Raw genomic sequence first — 16007 nt, forward strand, 5'->3', positions numbered from 1 at the left:
AATAAGATAGCCGGAATAATCTCCGAACTATCTTATCTTCAAAGTTTTCGTAAAGGTTCCGACCAATTATTGATTGGCTCCCTGATTGGCAACTAAAGGCCAATTCGGATTTTGATAAATAATTGAACCAGCTGGGCTACCATCTGTTGAAGTTATGCTCAAATGACTTATGGCTATAGGAGACAAATAGTGGGCACTGGTCCAGCTATAGCCTTTTAGAACAAGATTGTTAGCCGAAAGATTAATCCGATAGGGTCTTAAATATTGACTTTCCTGTGGTGAGGACACATTTGCGGTTTTTCCTGCTGTGCCGGGTACGATTAAAGTCGATACACCTTTATCTTTGTACCAGTCTTGCATAGGCCCCCACAGTCTCATCCCTTCAATAATGTATGGATTGCTTGCCAATTGATCCAACGCCCGCCAACGCCTAAGATCATTAAATCTAAATCCCTCAGCAACTAGTTCTAAACGGCGCTCCCTTCTAATATTATAAAGAAGTTTGTCGGATAGTAACTGCCCAGCAGAATATGCTGCAAAATCACCTTGAGCTTCCTTTTGCATGTCTGTCGCATTTACGGTTGCCATAAAATCTGTATTTACACCTGCTCTTTCTCTGATTTTTGTCCAGTAACTATTCGCTTTTGCATCGATCATTCCCTTTGCAAGATAACTTGCTTCAATATAGTTTAAATAAGCCTCAACAGCACGAAATATAATTGAGCCTGTGGTACCAGTCTGTCCCTCAGCTTGGGCAAAAAGATAACTCATTCCTTTTTTCACGGCATAACCTGTCACGTACCTTGTTTCGGCTAGTCCGATAATATCTGGTCTCGGCTCTGTCTGTACAGCACCTGTCGAAGAAATCTGGTTGGTATAACTCAATTCACCAGGTGCTTTCATAAAGAGCTGTAAGCGATTATCCCGATTTTTTTTGACGAGGCTGATGGAATCGTCGCCTGCATAACCGGAGTTCGAAACATAAATAGGCAGTCCGTTTTTCATCGTAAAATTTTCCACAAGGCCTCTTGAATATCCAGAATTTCCGCCATTACGGTTCATGTAGTGATTTACAGCATGCGTAATTCCTAAAGGCATTGAATAACTCCGCCATAAAAGTACTTCGCTGTAACCATTTAGATTCTCGTCGCCAAACATTTTGAAATAGGGGTTCGAAGATGAATTATAACCATCATCCTTTGTATTTCCGACAAGTTCGACTGCATCGGCTACCTGAGCAGCTGCAGTCATCGACTGTTCTAAGAAATAATTGATCTCATTATCGATATTGATCGAAAAATTTGGGTGCGATTTTGCGCCCGGCCAGCCAGTTCCGCCAGGGACGAAAGCAGTTCCTTTGTGGTATTTTAGCCAAGAGCCTTCAAATAACCCTACACGAGATTTAAAAAGTAAAGCGGCCTTTTTTGAAATACGGTTTTTTCCGTCAGGGGCTACATCGTTCAACAACGTAATTGCCGAATCCAAATCAGAAAGAATAAATCTAACCACCATATTTCTAGGTTGTCGAATGGAAGTAGCCGTCAGCTCCTCCATATTATCTTTGAGTGTATTTTTAACAATCGGAAAATCACCCAGCGCCTGTACTTTATTAAAATATTCATACGCTCTCAAAAAATACGCTTCACCCACATAATGAGTTATATTTGCTGAATTTCCTGTTAACTTACCGCTCTTCCATTTTGGAAGTACCTGTTCGAGAAAATAGTTCAACTGTCTAATCTGAGCAAAATCCCATTCGCCGCCCGAACTCGGCACACGCCATTCTCCCGGAACCCAACGAGTCGAATAACTTGAAGTCACCTGGTTATCGGTACCGTTATCGTTGGCAAATGTGCCAAGCCCCCAGCCAGAATGGGATGGAAAGGCATAACGTCCAACCGTATATGCGGCTAAATCAGCTTCGGTATTTAAATATTCCTGCGGCGTTACATTGGATAAGGGTTCCCTGTCCAGATACTTGTTACAGGAATGCAAAGTGAACAGCACGGTCATCGATAACAACCAAGAAATTGTAGAAAAATAATATGTCGTTTTCATATATATCTAATTAAAAATTCAAGTTAAGGCCAAAAGAATAAGTCGTCGAAAATGGATATGTTTTTCCATCGTTCCATCCTCCTAGTCCAACGGTTTCCGGATCAAAAACCTTAGCCATTTTGGTAAAAGTCAACAAATTCTCACCTGATGCATAAATACGAATTTTGGTAAATCCTATCTTGGCCAATAGCTGTGGAGAAAACGTATATCCAAATTGAGCATTCTTTAAACGTAAATAAGCGGCGCTCTGCAAATATTTAGTTTGTGTTTGCTGATTTTTTGAGGTGTTAAAATAAGGTCTTGGTAAATAGGAATCTTTATTAACACCTAAAACACCGTTCTGTACCATCGTGGAATTCTCATCGCGGTAGAAGTTCATATTCTCAACAAATCCAGCAGACTGCCACATCCCGCCATTCGCCCCCCAAAAATATGGGCCATTGGGCATATAATCGCGTTTTCCAACACCTTGCAAGAAAATCCCTAAATCGAATCCACTATAATTGAAATTTAAATCAAAACTATAACGATAGCGTGGGGCCGAATTTCCTATAATTGCCAGATCCCCTGGGTTCGCCAACGTATTGGCTCCATTATTAACCTGACCGTCCCCGTTGAGATCAGCATACATAATATCCCCAGCTTGCCAGTTTGTCCCGAAAGACTGTTTGGCATTAGCGAGGTGTGCAGCCATTTCTTCTGCGCTCTGTGCTATTCCTAAAGTTTGATATCCCCAGATCTCCCCATTCTTGCGGCCATCGTACCAGGTACTCAACGTACCTGTAGGATTAGGATATTTGGTGACTGTCTGACGGTCGTCGGAAAGGACAGCTCGCGCGCTATAATTCAATTTACCGATATGATCTTTCCAATTTAACTCAATTTCAAAGCCTCTGGAGTTCATCTCGGCATTGTTTAATCGCGGCACAGCTGTACCCAAAATAGCGGGAAGTTCTGGTGCTGGTCCTATCATATCGAATGTATTCCGACGATAGACTTCAAGAGATAAACCTAAACGATTGGAAAGTGCCCGCAGATCCAACCCCACATTCCAGCTTGATACACGCTCCCAGGTCAAAGTTGAGGCAATAAGCCCAGGTGCACTGGCTGTATTTGTTTTTTGTCCATTCAAAAGCCAGGTACCATTAGCTATACTTACTGGCATTGTTGCATAAAAAGGATACCAATTGTCCGTATATTGGTTTCCCAACTCGCCATAGGAACCACGTAACTTAAACATGGAAACATGCTCCTTAATAGGCCAAAATGACTCATTTGCTACATTCCATCCAGCGGAAACTGAGGGGAAGAGATTCCAGCGCAAATCTCTTGGAAAACGTGAAGAGCCGTCGTATCGTCCGTTAGCCTCAAAAAGATACCTATCTTTGTAGCTATAGTTTAATCGTCCAAAAAAACCAGCGGTAGCCCAATGTTGATAGCCCCCAGAAGCCCTTGGATTGGTGGTGGCAGTATTCAATGTCGGTATATTATCTGTGATCAGATCGCTCATGCTTCCATTGAGATCTCTATACTTATTGAGCTCTGAATTGAAACCAGCCAAAATTTTGAAATGATGATCATCGTTGAGGTCAAAGGAATAATCTGAAAAGAAATTTGTACTGAAATATTCGTCTTTGCGATTGTATTCAGACACATTGGTATACCCCGCAGCATTGTATCCTACTGCAAGGAGAAACGGGTTTCCTTTTGCATCATTTGAATAAGCTTTCAAAATTTCGGCATGGTCATTTTGAGTCGTAATGCGGTAATTGACATTTCCTGTTATATTCCAGTTTTTGATTGGCTGATAATGTAATTGTAGCTGCTGATAAAGAAAATCTTTCTGAAATTTTGAACGTCCTCCTTGCTGCAGCTGCAATATTTCACTTGGTTCGGAATAATTTCCATTTGGGTCGTACAAAGGTATCGTAGGCCATCTTCTCGCTATATTATGATAATATAAATCATTCATATGGCTTGCTTTTTCGTAGTCTTCACGTACAAAACGCGTATTGTACATGAGGTCCACCTTATCGCTAATCTTTGCATTGATTTTCGTAGCTATCGAATATCGTTGAAAATTATCATTGGCAAATCTGTTCAAACCATTTTGATCCATGTAATTTGCAGAACTATAAAAATTTAGCTTTTCAGTACCGCCATTCAAACTGAGCGTATGTTCATGGGAAGTTGTAAAGTCCCTATAAAACTCTTTAAACCAGTTTGTATTCCCATTAGATCCCGTATAGTATTGAAATCTGTCACTAGCATTTGGGGTAGTTGTCGTTTCTATTTCTCCTTTCTGATAAGCGTCAATCCGTTCCAATACCTCCTGCGAAAATTTTGCACCCTCACCATCGTTTGCTGCGACTTCATTAAAATAGTAAGCAAATGTTTTGGAATCTAACATCGTTGGTAGCCCTCTTGGCTTGCCCAGTCTTATATTATTGTTATAATTTGCTGTTATCTTCCCCGATTTTCCAGATTTTGTTGTAATGAGGATAACTCCAAAAGGTGCCCTGGAGCCGTAAATAGCAGAAGCTGCTGCATCTTTAAGCACGGTGATATTTTCAATATCCTGAGGATTCAGCGCATTCATATTACCTTCCATCCCATCAATTAAAACCAAAACTGATGAACTCGACCCTACGCCTATCGTCCCCGCACCACGGATATTGACGCTTAGATTTTGATTTAGCTCGCCGCCCAATCCAGTTGTCTGTAAATTCAACCCAGGAATCATGCCCTGCAGCGCCTGTCCAACATTCTGCACAGGTCTTGACTCTAACTCTTTACCATCAAGGGAAGAAACCGCACCAGTCAAATTTGCCTTCTTTTGAGTTCCGTACCCCACTACGACAACTTCTTCCAAGGCTCTATCCTGACTGGCCATTGTCAACAGCATTGGGTTGCGACTAGCGTTTTCACTTAAAGAAGCATACCCCACATAGGAAAAATCCAAAATAGATTTTTCATTTGCTACTTTTAAAGTAAATGTTCCGTCTTCTGCTGTCAATACAGTATTTGAGGTACCTCTTTCTGTCACAGTCACACCCGCAATTGGTTTTCCCGATGCATTCAAAACTGTACCTTTAATCTCTATCTTTTCTAATTTTTGATTTGGGATATTTTTGAAACTATTCCTTTCCTGTGGTTTAACAATAATAGTTTTACCTTCAATCACAAAATCTAGATCCTGCTCCGTGAGCGCTTTTTTCAACACTAACCTCAAATCCAATTTGGAACCAGAATAAGAGATTAATTTTTTGTTTTGCAAAATATCCGAATCATAAATAATCTGATATCCCGTTTGTTTACGTATCTCTTTTAGGACCTCTGATAAGGTTGCATTTTTTAGATTGAGGTTTAATTCTTGTGCCTTGGCTAAGGGAAGGCTTTGGAGAGCTATTAAACCAAGGATAGTACCTATTCTTGACGATCGCTTTAGAAAAGTTAAAGCAGATTGGTCCCGAACAAACCAAAATTTGTTTTTTCTCAGGTGAAATTTTTTATTCATATTTTTAGGCTTTATTGTAAAAGGGGCATTATTCCCATTCTTACAATAAAGAGTCTCCCAAACGCGATTACCCTAAAAAATTTTTTTAAAAAATTAATTCATGACCTTTTAACGTGATGTTCAAATTGCCTGATCTTTTTATGAGATCCAAAATCTCAGAAAACGAGCGATCTCTTTTAAGAAAAAGTGTAAAATTTCGATTGGGAACTTTATTGGGATCAAAATGAATCGGATAAATATTAGCGAGATCTGAGAGAATATAGCGCAAGCTTTTATTTTCGTAATACAAATTACCATCTTTCCACGATGTATAATCTTCGGTTATAGCAGTTGTTTTATCAATAGATCCTTGATCATCCAGCATGGCTCTCTCTCCAGGAACAAGAAACTCATTTTTTCCTGATTTCATACTTCTCAAAGCTATACTTCCTTCTGTTAATACAGTCTGCTCGATCTTTTCACGAGACAAAACATTAAACTTAGTACCTAATACAGCTATCCGCTGTTTCCCTGTCAGAACAGTAAATTCCTGTTTAATACCAGCCTGTTGTCTCTTTGCAACCTCAAAAAAGGCTTCCCCTTTTAAACTTAAAATCCGATTTTTTAAAAAATCACCTTTGTAGCTTAGCTCGGAATTGGAATTAAGAAATACTATAGTTCCATCTTTTAACAAAACCTTATACAATCCACCAACCCCAACGCGCAGAACAACATCATCAAATTCGGAGGTTGATGATTCTGTCGGTTCAATAATCAACATATCTTTCTTTTTACTGACTTTGAAAGGTTTGTTTTTATTATTCTCCCATTCAACAAGGGAAATGGGCCTTGACCCTGAAATTGTGATATCTCCAGCTGTAATATCCGCATAAATATGCTCAGATTTTTGGGGGGAGATATTAATGGAACGAGAATAAAAAAAGTATAAGCTAGCAGAACAAATAGATAAAACAAAAAATAGGATAGCCCCATTCAACAAACGCTTTTTACGTTTCTTTCTACTAATCGTTGTTAGAATACGATCAAAAGTCTGTTTTTTTATATCTTCTCTATCGTTAAGGGGCATATGCTTATAATACGGATGAATTTGAAAGATTTTAATTTGTTAATATGACAAAATAACGAAAAGGTGAATATAATTATAAGGCTTTTCGTAATTTATTCAAGACTTTTGATATATGATATTCTACAGATTTGATACTAAGGTTCATTTTTTTGGCGATTTGTTTGTAGGATAAATCATCTTCGCGACTCATGATAAATATTGCTCTTGTTTTGGTAGGAAGTCTCGCTAATAATCCATCAAGCTGATCAGAGAGTTCTTTATATGAAAGCTCATCATGCTCAACAGCTATGTCTAACAACAGGTGTTCCTCTAATTCATTTAACCTACGTAATTTCCCCAGCAGTTTAAAACATCTGTTTTTTGTACAAATGAATAAATAATCTTTTAACGATGATTGGATGTTTAATCTTTTATGACGGGCCCACAACTCAGTAAAGACATCATGTAAAACATCTTGTGCTAGTGATTCTTCCTTCATCAATCGTAAAGCAAAGGTATAGAGGCCATCCCAGTAAAAATTATATACTAAGGAAAATGCTTGCATATCTCCGTCTTTTAGACAGCGCAAAATTTTGTGCTCTATTTGACTTTCCACTTGATTCGATTCCATATCGGTAATTAAATTGTTCTTCAATGGTTAGCAGATGTTTAAGACTAATTGGTTAGATTATGAAAAATGCCAACAATATTATGTATTACATAAATACAATATTAATATTTTTTTATAAATGTATAAAACGATATATAAAATTTTTAAATAAAAAATTAGTCCAAATTTTGCTTTGGACTCGAAATCATAGTATCACGTTGGTATAGTTATATGTTTATTTCATTGAAAGATCTAAAACTGGATAAGAAGCAGCAAAGTTGGGGATCAATCGACACACTAGAGTAGCTGTACTCCCCAGCAGCGATATATTTTGTCTCTACATTATAAAATAAAGCCCATAATATCGTAGGAACACAAACTTGGTTGACTGTAAGAATATCAATTGTTTAAACAAAAAAAATCCACATTAATTCTTAAATTAGAGGATAAACCTATTTCAGCATATTTTAACATCCTCGTGTCTGCCTTGTTATGCTCATTTCCGGAAATGAAAGCCGCACAAGCGTACTTCGCTAAGGATAAAAAAAAACTGCCTCAACAGTTGAGCAGTTTTTTTATAGGGTATTAATCCAACTTTTGATTATTGTGCGAGAAATCATCTACTTGCTTTTCGCCGATGACTACATCACCGCGGATGGATCTTAAGTAGCCTTCAAAAGCGATATTCAATCCTTCAATAATCACTTTATCATGTGCATCAATGTCGCCCAGTATTTTCTTGTCGTCATAGCTATCGCCAACGATTGCCAAAACGCAGTTCGAGCTTTGTTTTGGAAAAAGTCCAACACCTATTATTTCCTCGCCAAATTTCACAAACCAGGTTTCTTCGTGATGGTCGTCCGTCGTGTTTGGTATATGTATGGCCTGGCCGAGGTCCTCACATTTAATCATATCAAAATTCATTGTGCTCTGTTTATGTTACATAGCTAAGACAGCACTAAAAGGAATATTGTTTTTAGAAACTTCGTCACGATTTCGCCTTTTCCGGTGCAAACGCAGGGACTATAAATCGAAGTTCTTCTGAGCTCCGGAAGATGCTTGCTAAATTTCGGCTACCTTGGTAAATAACCCCGGATAATTGACCACTAAACCCAAATGATCTACTTCAAGGTCGGCCTCAAAATCTTTCGGAACATTCTTGTATTGAAAGGTTAACATGTTCGTTTTCGAATAGTTCTGATGAACTGGTTTTATGCCGTCGTTTAGAATATCAAAATAGAGCACTTTGATATCCGTACTCTCACCGACTTCGAGATTCAAACTATTGATCGGAAGTGTATTGGTAAATGGTGTGAGGGAGATATCAATATAATCAATACCCTGAAAATCGATTATAATCGATCCATTTATTTCCCAGTCATTTTTAACTTTATTTCCTTTTATTCTTTTATTAACGCCATTCACTTCATATTCTAAATCAAGACCTTGAACATTCCAATGCTCGTCAATCTTCAAATGATATTTGAGGGTATAGATTTTATCTTCATAATACCCAATAATGTTGGAATCGACCATAAAAAAGCCTCCCTGTTGTGTCAGTTTAAAATATTCGAGGGAATTGTAGATAATGCCCTTCCAAATTAATATTTTCATCTTTAAAATTTATTTATCGCTCATTTTTGCAGAGACTTTAATCAAAATTGTGGCGCATTAAGGCATTTTAAAAAAACTTTTTATTTGGCAAAGTATCAAAGAGCTTTTCAGCAATAACAACATAGCCATTTTCTTTGAAAGATCGCACCAGAATTTCATGAGCCGCGGATCTGGCGTAACTATAATGAGCCGAGTTTTTTATTGCAATTTTTTTTTAAGATTTTATTCAATTCAATTATGTTTTCTTTATATCTTGGATATTTTCGAATATTTCGAACACTATGGTTTTGATTGTTTACTGTACCCACTTCATCAAGCTCAAAAAAGACCTCGTCAATTAAAAGTCCGTTTAAAATACATTTAGAAATATATTCCGCACTTTGCTCAAACTGTGGTACTGTCTTTAAATGGTTATATATAATCTGCTTCGCATGGTCTCTTTGCTCTCTTTCAATTGCTGTCATTGGTAACATAAGCAGAAATAATTGTTCAAACTGTTGAAGTGATAACAGTTCATCCCAAGTTAGAAACCAAGCTTCAAAATGCCCACCTAACTTCCCAAAGTAAATGTCGTTAAGAAAAAATCTAATTTCATGATCTTGAAATTCAATTAAGAAGGTCGTATCTCCATCTAATTTTCCTTCGATAAATTTTGAAACTTCTCCAAAGTCATCTAGCGAAAAAAATCGTTCTTCCCATTCCGCTAATTTTTCTTTGTCAATGCCGATAACTTCTAATGCTTCGTCAATGTTGATCTCGTTTATTTCGTCGTATCCATTGAACCATTTAATATAGCTATACCAAAAGAATGTATTGTCTTTTATGTTGTTTTGTGTAATTTGTCTATTCATATTTAGATACTGTTATTCAAATTCGATACGGCAAGCCAATTTATTTAAGGTACGATTCTAAATGCTATGCTTTTGGTACGGGAGCATTTGCCGCAATTAATTTTTCATGTTTTAATTCTTCCCAAAAATCGGCGGAAATTTTAGTCTTGAAAGATTCCGCATTTTGAATGGCCTGCTTTACGGTATGTGCTCCGGGTATCACTCCTGAAACCTCGTCTGGTGCTGCAGCGAATTGCAATGCAGCTGTCCGCAGGTCTACAGCATGATCGTCAGCCACCCTTTGTAAAGCATTCAACTTTTCTTTAACCCCAGCAGGAAACGTTCCATCATATAGGTAGCGGTCCCTGCCTGACAGAAATCCAGCACACAGTGGTGCGCCTACAACAATCGACAACCCTCTCTCAGCGATCTTTGGGAAAACCTTATTCAAATCGTCATCATGTTTAATCAACGAATATTGGCAGGCTGAAAGAAAAATATCGGGATCTGCCACGTCTAATGTTTGCAAAATTGGTTCGATGGTATTGACACCTAGCCCCCATCCTTTTATTATACCTTCTTCTCTCATTTTAGTCAGCTCGGGCATCGCTCCTTTCGCCGCTTGCTCAAAGTAACTTCCATAGCTGTCTTTCATATCACCATTGTCGGGTGAAAGATCATGAATATATACGATATCTATAGATGATAAGCCCATGCGCTGTAAGCTATCCTCTACGCTTTTTCTCACACCGGCAGCACTGTAATCGTATTGATAACGAAAATTCATTTTACCCTTCCATAACAACTGTTCCATGGTAAAGTCCTCTTTAGGTTCTAAGAGTCGTCCTACTTTAGTGGAAAGGGTAAAGCTGTCGCGTGGCTGATCTTTTAAAAACAAGCCCATTCTGCGTTCGCTGATGCCCAATCCGTACCATGGGGAAGTATCAAATAATCGTATCCCAGCATTCCAAGCTGCTTCTACTGCTTGGAGACATTCTAGATCTGCGTTTTGCTGAAAGCCATTCCCTAATGCCACGCCACCAAACCCGGCTTTATTATTGGAGCGAAAACGTCTGTGTTTGCTTAAATTATCAGGTTTTACCATACTATGTTCTTTAATTGTTCTTACCAAAATATTAGGTGCCGCTGCGCTAAAGATTAAGCCCGATCCTGCAAGGCCTGTTTGCACTATAAATTTTCTTCTTTTCATACGCGGCACCTTATCTAAATTCCCTTGACTGTGCTATTTATTTGCAATGGCCAAATTCAATATGCATATAGCAATCAGGATTCTGCTAAAAAAACCATTCTCAGGCCTGCTTTGTTTTAGAAGATCATCACTATAGCAGATCATCGCTATCGCATGAAGGACGATGGCATACTATTAGTGACCACACCAAGAAATAGATTGGTAGATCCAGCACAATTAAAAAAATTAGAAATAGTTGATCCCCGGCAATACGTTTTAGACCTTTTCCAATAATTGTACTCCCGAATTGACAAAACAGAAATCAAAATTAAGAATTTTTAAAAACGATCTTCTCCCCACTCGTGTCCATCTCTAAAAAGAATTATGGCAAAATCGAATCAAAATCAGCAACAAATGCCAAACGAGCATTTACATGAGTTATTTGTAGACGAATTAAAAGATATTTTAGGCGCGGAGAAACAGCTCTTAAAAGGTTTAAAGAAAATGAGCAAAGCCGCAGAAGACGAACAATTAAAACAAGCATTTGAGGAGCACCACAGCCAAACTGAAGGACAAATCGAGCGGCTTAAAGAAGTATTTGGAGCGTTGGGCATTGCTGCCCGCGGGAAAAAATGTAAAGCTATGGAAGGTCTGCTGGAGGAAGCTGATGAAATCATTGAAAATTTTGAAGGCGATCCAGCACTAGATGCGGCACTCATTTCTGCAGCCCAAAAAGTTGAACATTATGAAATCGCCAGCTATGGTTGCCTTGTCACATTTGCAAAATTAATGAACCATACTGAAGCCGAGCAATTGCTTCAACAAACACTAGATGAGGAAAAGCAAACCGATACATTACTCACAGAAATAGCCGTCTCGTCAGTAAACGAGTCTGCGTCATAAGTTAATAAATGCCCGGTAATCCGGGCATTTATTATACCTGTGCAATCGTCCATTGAGTTATCTTTAGCAAAACACATCCTATCCCTAGCCACAATCAATTTATTTTCTTCAAAGCTTAGTTATTCCTTTCATCAGCCTAATTGAAAAACAGGACAAACACGTTTTCACCGTAGTTGTACCATAAACATCAATTGTTAAAACGATTGTTACCTTGCTTCTCTTCCTATAAGGAGACAAGCACATTATACAGTTAAGAAATTAGCATGATGATAAATCCCGTCACTCCTTGGACAGCAACGGTCCAGGCTGATATAGCAGATTCTACGTCTATTTTTGAAATAGACCTAAAAACATACAGACTCAAAATTCATAATCCAGGCGATTCGATTTGGCTCGTGGTTATCTGGCCAACGGGCGCTAGCATAGCCTTTAGACTGGCCTTTGGGATGAATAGCAGGTTTGAAAAGGTGACGATCTCCGAAGCTCCCGATGAGATCCTTATCACTGCTTCTACTAGGTTAGCCTATTATCGAATCATTGTCTTCTTTCCCGAAAGTCTGCGCGCCACCTTTCGTTATACCACGACCTTGCGAACGAAATTACCGCTTCTTATCCCGTTTTGGCCCCGCGATATTGTTCCCTTGACTAAAGATGGAAATACTGAAAATACAGTGGGAAAAATACATGCCAAACAGGTAGGGTCCCGGTCAGGACAGCTTTATTTTAGTATGACAAAGCCAAAAGCCGGTTCGGTGTTCTATTTTCAGAATCTCACAGCCATGTCTCCCTATTGCCAGGAAACAGAAGTATCACTCCGGGAAACTGTCGGCGGTGAATGGCCAGAACTGGGGTTCCAGTTTCCTGTAAACGCTGAAAAACCATTGCCGGCCAATAAAGAATATATCATTTCGGATGCTTTTGTACAGCTCGATGAAAAGATTCCCGAAAGTGACGTCGAGGTCGTTGAAAGTTACCTCGATTCACTGGCATCAATATACCTCCTCCTTCCTAAGCCTGAAGCCAGCCAACATAATTGGCTGCAGTCGGCTGAAAAGATCCTGGATAATATTTCGAACAACAAAGGTTGCTGGACACAAACAGACGGCAGTCCTTATCTGAATGCTTATGTGGGCGACTACAAAACGCCTGCAGAAATCATGGTGCAGCTTGCCGTCATACTCCCATTGCATGAGTATCTTACCTGGACCGGAGAGCAGCACCCTTTGTTGCAGGAGCTCTCCGATGGACTCACCTCATTTTATGATAAGTCTATAAAGAGTTTAGTCAGGTGGCACCCTTCGTTAAAAGATGACTTGGATCATTCCGAAGAGCAAAAGAGTGAGATGGTAATGGACTCCTGGTATCTACATCACCCCTTGTTAAACCTCGCCAGGCTTGCATTGCGGGGCGACAAGATGGCTGAAAAACTATTTCTGGATTCGATAGATTATGCGATAAAGGTTGCCAAACATTTTGACTATCAATGGCCTGTCTTTTATAAGATGACCACTTTGGAGGTATTAAAAGCCGAAACGACTCCAGGTAAAGGTGGTGAAAAAGACGTCCCGGGATCATATGCACACGTTATGCTCCTGGCCTGGCAGCTGACCAAAGAAAAACGATTTTTTCTGGAAGCAAGCAGAGCACTTAAAAGTTTAGACGGTCTGGCCTTTGATATATTTTATCAGGCCAACAATACGGCATTTGCTGCTGGGGCCTTTTTGGAGATGTATAAGGTGACCGACGATGAGCATTACCTAAAACTAAGCTATTGCTGCCTCGCCGGCATATTTAAAAACTGTCAATTGTGGGAATGCAATTATGGTTACGGCAAAAACTTTCCTTATTTTTTTTCTGTTTTTCCCTTGAAAGATGCCCCCTATACCGCGGCATACGAAGAGCTGGAAGTATTTGCTGCCCTGCATCATTATCTTGAGGTGGCAGCAGGAATGGCTATTCTTCCATCGCTAAAAATATTGATCCCGGAATTTATCAAGTATGCTGCGGGCCGACTCGCCTACTATTACCCTCCGCTACTTCCGACAGAAATGATTGTCGAAAAAACCAAAACGGGTGAAATACAAAAAGATCTATGGATTCCACTTCAAGACATACATGATGGCTGGGAGAAAAGCGGTGAAGTCGGCCAGGAAGTATATGGCGCCGGACTGGCCTTTGGTATCATACCACGACAGTATTTTAAAGTGGCCAATTGGGGTGGAATAGTTTTTATAAATTACCCAATTTCAAACTTTCGAGTCGGCAAAGATTCAGTCACTTTCCGATTGGAGGGCAGTGATCTGCTCCGGGCACAAATGAGGCTTTTAGGCTTTTCCAGAGAAGTATTAACCAAAATAAGCGTAGAACAAAAAGTTAAATCATCATATAAACGTGTGCATTCAAGTCGTACTGGTTTTTACGAATTAGCCGGAGCTGGGATGGTTAGAATAACAAGAAAATAGATGAACAAAAAAGTTGATAGCATATCCGATCAAGATCACCTCCGTCCTCCCAAGAAGTTAATATAGCTGAAATTAACTTCTTGGTAAAAGGACTTTATCGAACCAAGGAATAAGCATCAACGATTTCCATTTTCCATTCATCTATCGTTTCTGCTGCTGCACGGTCGGCACGGTCAAAGAATAAATGGCACTTCACATCGAAGCCACAATAGGTATAGATACCTCTGTCGGAGGTCAGTATCAGCGCCCTATCCATTCCTATTTCCTGATATTCAGCCTTTGATTTTCCATGTGAATTGATAATGTAGGCGGTCTTACCGGCCAACAGTCCTTTTTGTACTCCGTTATCGTACCTATAGGCAAATCCGTAGCTGAATACCCTATCGATATATCCTTTCATCATAGCCGGCATACCTGTCCACCATATCGGATAAATAAAGGTAACAGCTTCAGCCCAGGAAATATGTTGCTGTTCCTTTCTAATTGCTTCGCTTACGATGCCCCTGCGTTGTCCGTCCATATCTTCAAGGGACAGCACAGGGTCGAAATTAAGCTGATACAGATCCCTGACTACAACTTCGTTCTTTTGTTGCAGGAGTGTTTCTTCAATTGTTTGCTTGAATAAATGATTTAAACTTGCCGTATTTGGATGGGCATAAATAATAAGATGTTTCATTTTTTTTGTTTTAAGTAATTGAATAAAACAAAAATAGCCTGAAAGTAAACGGAAAAATTGTAAGAAAACGAAAAGGCTATTCTCCTGAAGCCCGGCAGATATCTTGCTGAAATCGAACAAAATTTCTTGGGGAAAGATTGATAAAATGCTTAAAATCCCGGATAAGCTGGCTTTGGTCGTAATATCCACATTCAGCTATAATTTCAAACCAGTCCACTTTTTTCGATGATAAAAGAACATGTTGTATCAGTTCAATTGCTTTTACAAAACGCTGGTATCTACTAAGCTCTTTGGAGCTATAGCCAAAATGCTTTTTTTGCGTCAATTGCACATTTCTTTCAGTTTGCCCGGTTTCTTCGGCAATGGTCTTGACTGGATTGCGTGTACTGTCTTTAAAATTAGCCAATAAAGCCGCGGTGCTGTGCTGTGATTTTAAGTAAGTCTGCAAAAATCGAGAATGCAGTTTACTCGGTCTGATACACTTGTCATACCGTTCAACTGATGCCACAGGTAGCTAAAACAATTTTCACTTATAACTTCATCTGGGTTTATTGGCAAATGCTGTGAAAGAAATGCCTTTCCAAAAAAACGATAAAATGCATCGCCCTTGAAATTAACCACTAAAATTTGTGATCCGGGGAGAAGTGTATATTCAAAGGCAGATTTTAAGGGACCTAGTACGATGCATTTGTCCACCTCGATTTCATTTTTGGCATCAGAAACCAATCGGACTATTGTACCAAAGTTGAACACCATAATAGTCTGAAAAGACGGCAACAATGTTTTCGTTAGGGCAGTTGCTGAATTGTTCTCTGCAAAATAAAAATGAGAAAACACCGTTTCAAATTCGCTTGCAATGGAAAGCCTGTAACTACGGTATGTCTGTTCGTCTGCTTTCATGATTTGTGGCATCCATATTAAAACTGTTGATCTTTTGCTACTGCTATTTTGGTGTTTCTCCTCTAATCTACGAACAAATTCAACATGATCAATTAAATCAATCATTTCCGAAGTTCAAACCTAATCTTGCTTCAAAAAGATCTTTATTTCTGTTCCATGCCCAGGCTCACTTATTAAGTCGATTGACCTATTCCTTTAAGCAA

General features: G+C 39.1%; 13 protein-coding genes. 2 read left to right on the forward strand and 11 right to left on the reverse strand.

Annotated features, from left to right (window positions below; genetic code table 11):
- Positions 1-66 precede the first annotated feature (66 nt).
- The 8 genes from B2O97_RS01140 to B2O97_RS01175 form a co-directional block, all read right to left on the reverse strand.
- The gene (locus tag B2O97_RS01140; RefSeq protein WP_083295986.1) at positions 67-2058 is read right to left on the reverse strand and encodes a RagB/SusD family nutrient uptake outer membrane protein; all 1992 of its coding nucleotides are present in this window, start codon (positions 2056-2058) and stop codon (positions 67-69) included.
- 10 nt (positions 2059-2068) lie between these two features.
- Positions 2069-5575: a TonB-dependent receptor gene (locus B2O97_RS01145; RefSeq protein WP_070566785.1), complete on the reverse strand. Its 3507-nt coding sequence runs from the start codon at positions 5573-5575 to the stop codon at positions 2069-2071.
- 85 nt (positions 5576-5660) lie between these two features.
- Positions 5661-6335, reverse strand: coding sequence for a FecR family protein (locus B2O97_RS01150; RefSeq protein WP_159333208.1), 675 nt, complete (start codon positions 6333-6335; stop codon positions 5661-5663).
- Positions 6336-6714: 379 nt separating this feature from the next.
- Positions 6715-7251 (reverse strand): RNA polymerase sigma-70 factor, encoded by a 537-nt coding sequence (locus tag B2O97_RS01155; protein ID WP_070566790.1) that lies wholly within the window; start codon positions 7249-7251, stop codon positions 6715-6717.
- Between the two features lie 564 nt (positions 7252-7815).
- Positions 7816-8154 carry a hypothetical protein gene (locus B2O97_RS01160; protein ID WP_070566791.1) on the reverse strand — a complete coding sequence of 113 codons (339 nt, stop codon included), beginning with the start codon at positions 8152-8154 and terminating at the stop codon, positions 7816-7818.
- A 138-nt stretch (positions 8155-8292) separates the two neighbouring features.
- On the reverse strand, positions 8293-8844 hold the full coding sequence (locus B2O97_RS01165; protein WP_070566793.1) for a putative glycolipid-binding domain-containing protein: 552 nt from the start codon (positions 8842-8844) through the stop codon (positions 8293-8295).
- 179 nt (positions 8845-9023) lie between these two features.
- Positions 9024-9695, reverse strand: coding sequence for an Imm19 family immunity protein (locus tag B2O97_RS01170; RefSeq protein ID WP_286766742.1), 672 nt, complete (start codon positions 9693-9695; stop codon positions 9024-9026).
- Positions 9696-9759: 64 nt separating this feature from the next.
- Positions 9760-10779: an aldo/keto reductase gene (locus B2O97_RS01175; RefSeq protein WP_286766743.1), complete on the reverse strand. Its 1020-nt coding sequence runs from the start codon at positions 10777-10779 to the stop codon at positions 9760-9762.
- 468 nt (positions 10780-11247) lie between these two features.
- Between B2O97_RS01175 and B2O97_RS01180 the strand changes: the two genes are divergently transcribed.
- Positions 11248-11766 (forward strand): ferritin-like domain-containing protein, encoded by a 519-nt coding sequence (locus B2O97_RS01180; protein ID WP_112375903.1) that lies wholly within the window; start codon positions 11248-11250, stop codon positions 11764-11766.
- Between the two features lie 263 nt (positions 11767-12029).
- Positions 12030-14228: a hypothetical protein gene (locus B2O97_RS01185; RefSeq protein ID WP_217493540.1), complete on the forward strand. Its 2199-nt coding sequence runs from the start codon at positions 12030-12032 to the stop codon at positions 14226-14228.
- Between the two features lie 94 nt (positions 14229-14322).
- On the opposite strand, the gene B2O97_RS01190 is transcribed toward B2O97_RS01185, so the two are convergent.
- The 3 genes from B2O97_RS01190 to B2O97_RS01200 all read right to left on the reverse strand — a co-directional run bounded on the left by B2O97_RS01190 (position 14323) and on the right by B2O97_RS01200 (position 15909).
- Positions 14323-14904 (reverse strand): NAD(P)H-dependent oxidoreductase, encoded by a 582-nt coding sequence (locus B2O97_RS01190; RefSeq protein ID WP_070566799.1) that lies wholly within the window; start codon positions 14902-14904, stop codon positions 14323-14325.
- A gap of 76 nt (positions 14905-14980) precedes the next feature.
- Entirely contained in the window at positions 14981-15352 is a 372-nt protein-coding gene (locus tag B2O97_RS01195; RefSeq protein ID WP_217493541.1) for a helix-turn-helix domain-containing protein, read from the reverse strand.
- Positions 15337-15909, reverse strand: coding sequence for a hypothetical protein (locus B2O97_RS01200; protein ID WP_217493542.1), 573 nt, complete (start codon positions 15907-15909; stop codon positions 15337-15339). The genes B2O97_RS01195 and B2O97_RS01200 overlap by 16 nt, the downstream gene beginning before the upstream one ends.
- Between the last annotated feature and the right edge of the window lie 98 nt (positions 15910-16007).

Origin of the sequence: Sphingobacterium sp. UBA865 (assembly GCF_002295765.1) — a bacterium.
Lineage (GTDB): Bacteria > Bacteroidota > Bacteroidia > Sphingobacteriales > Sphingobacteriaceae > Sphingobacterium > Sphingobacterium multivorum.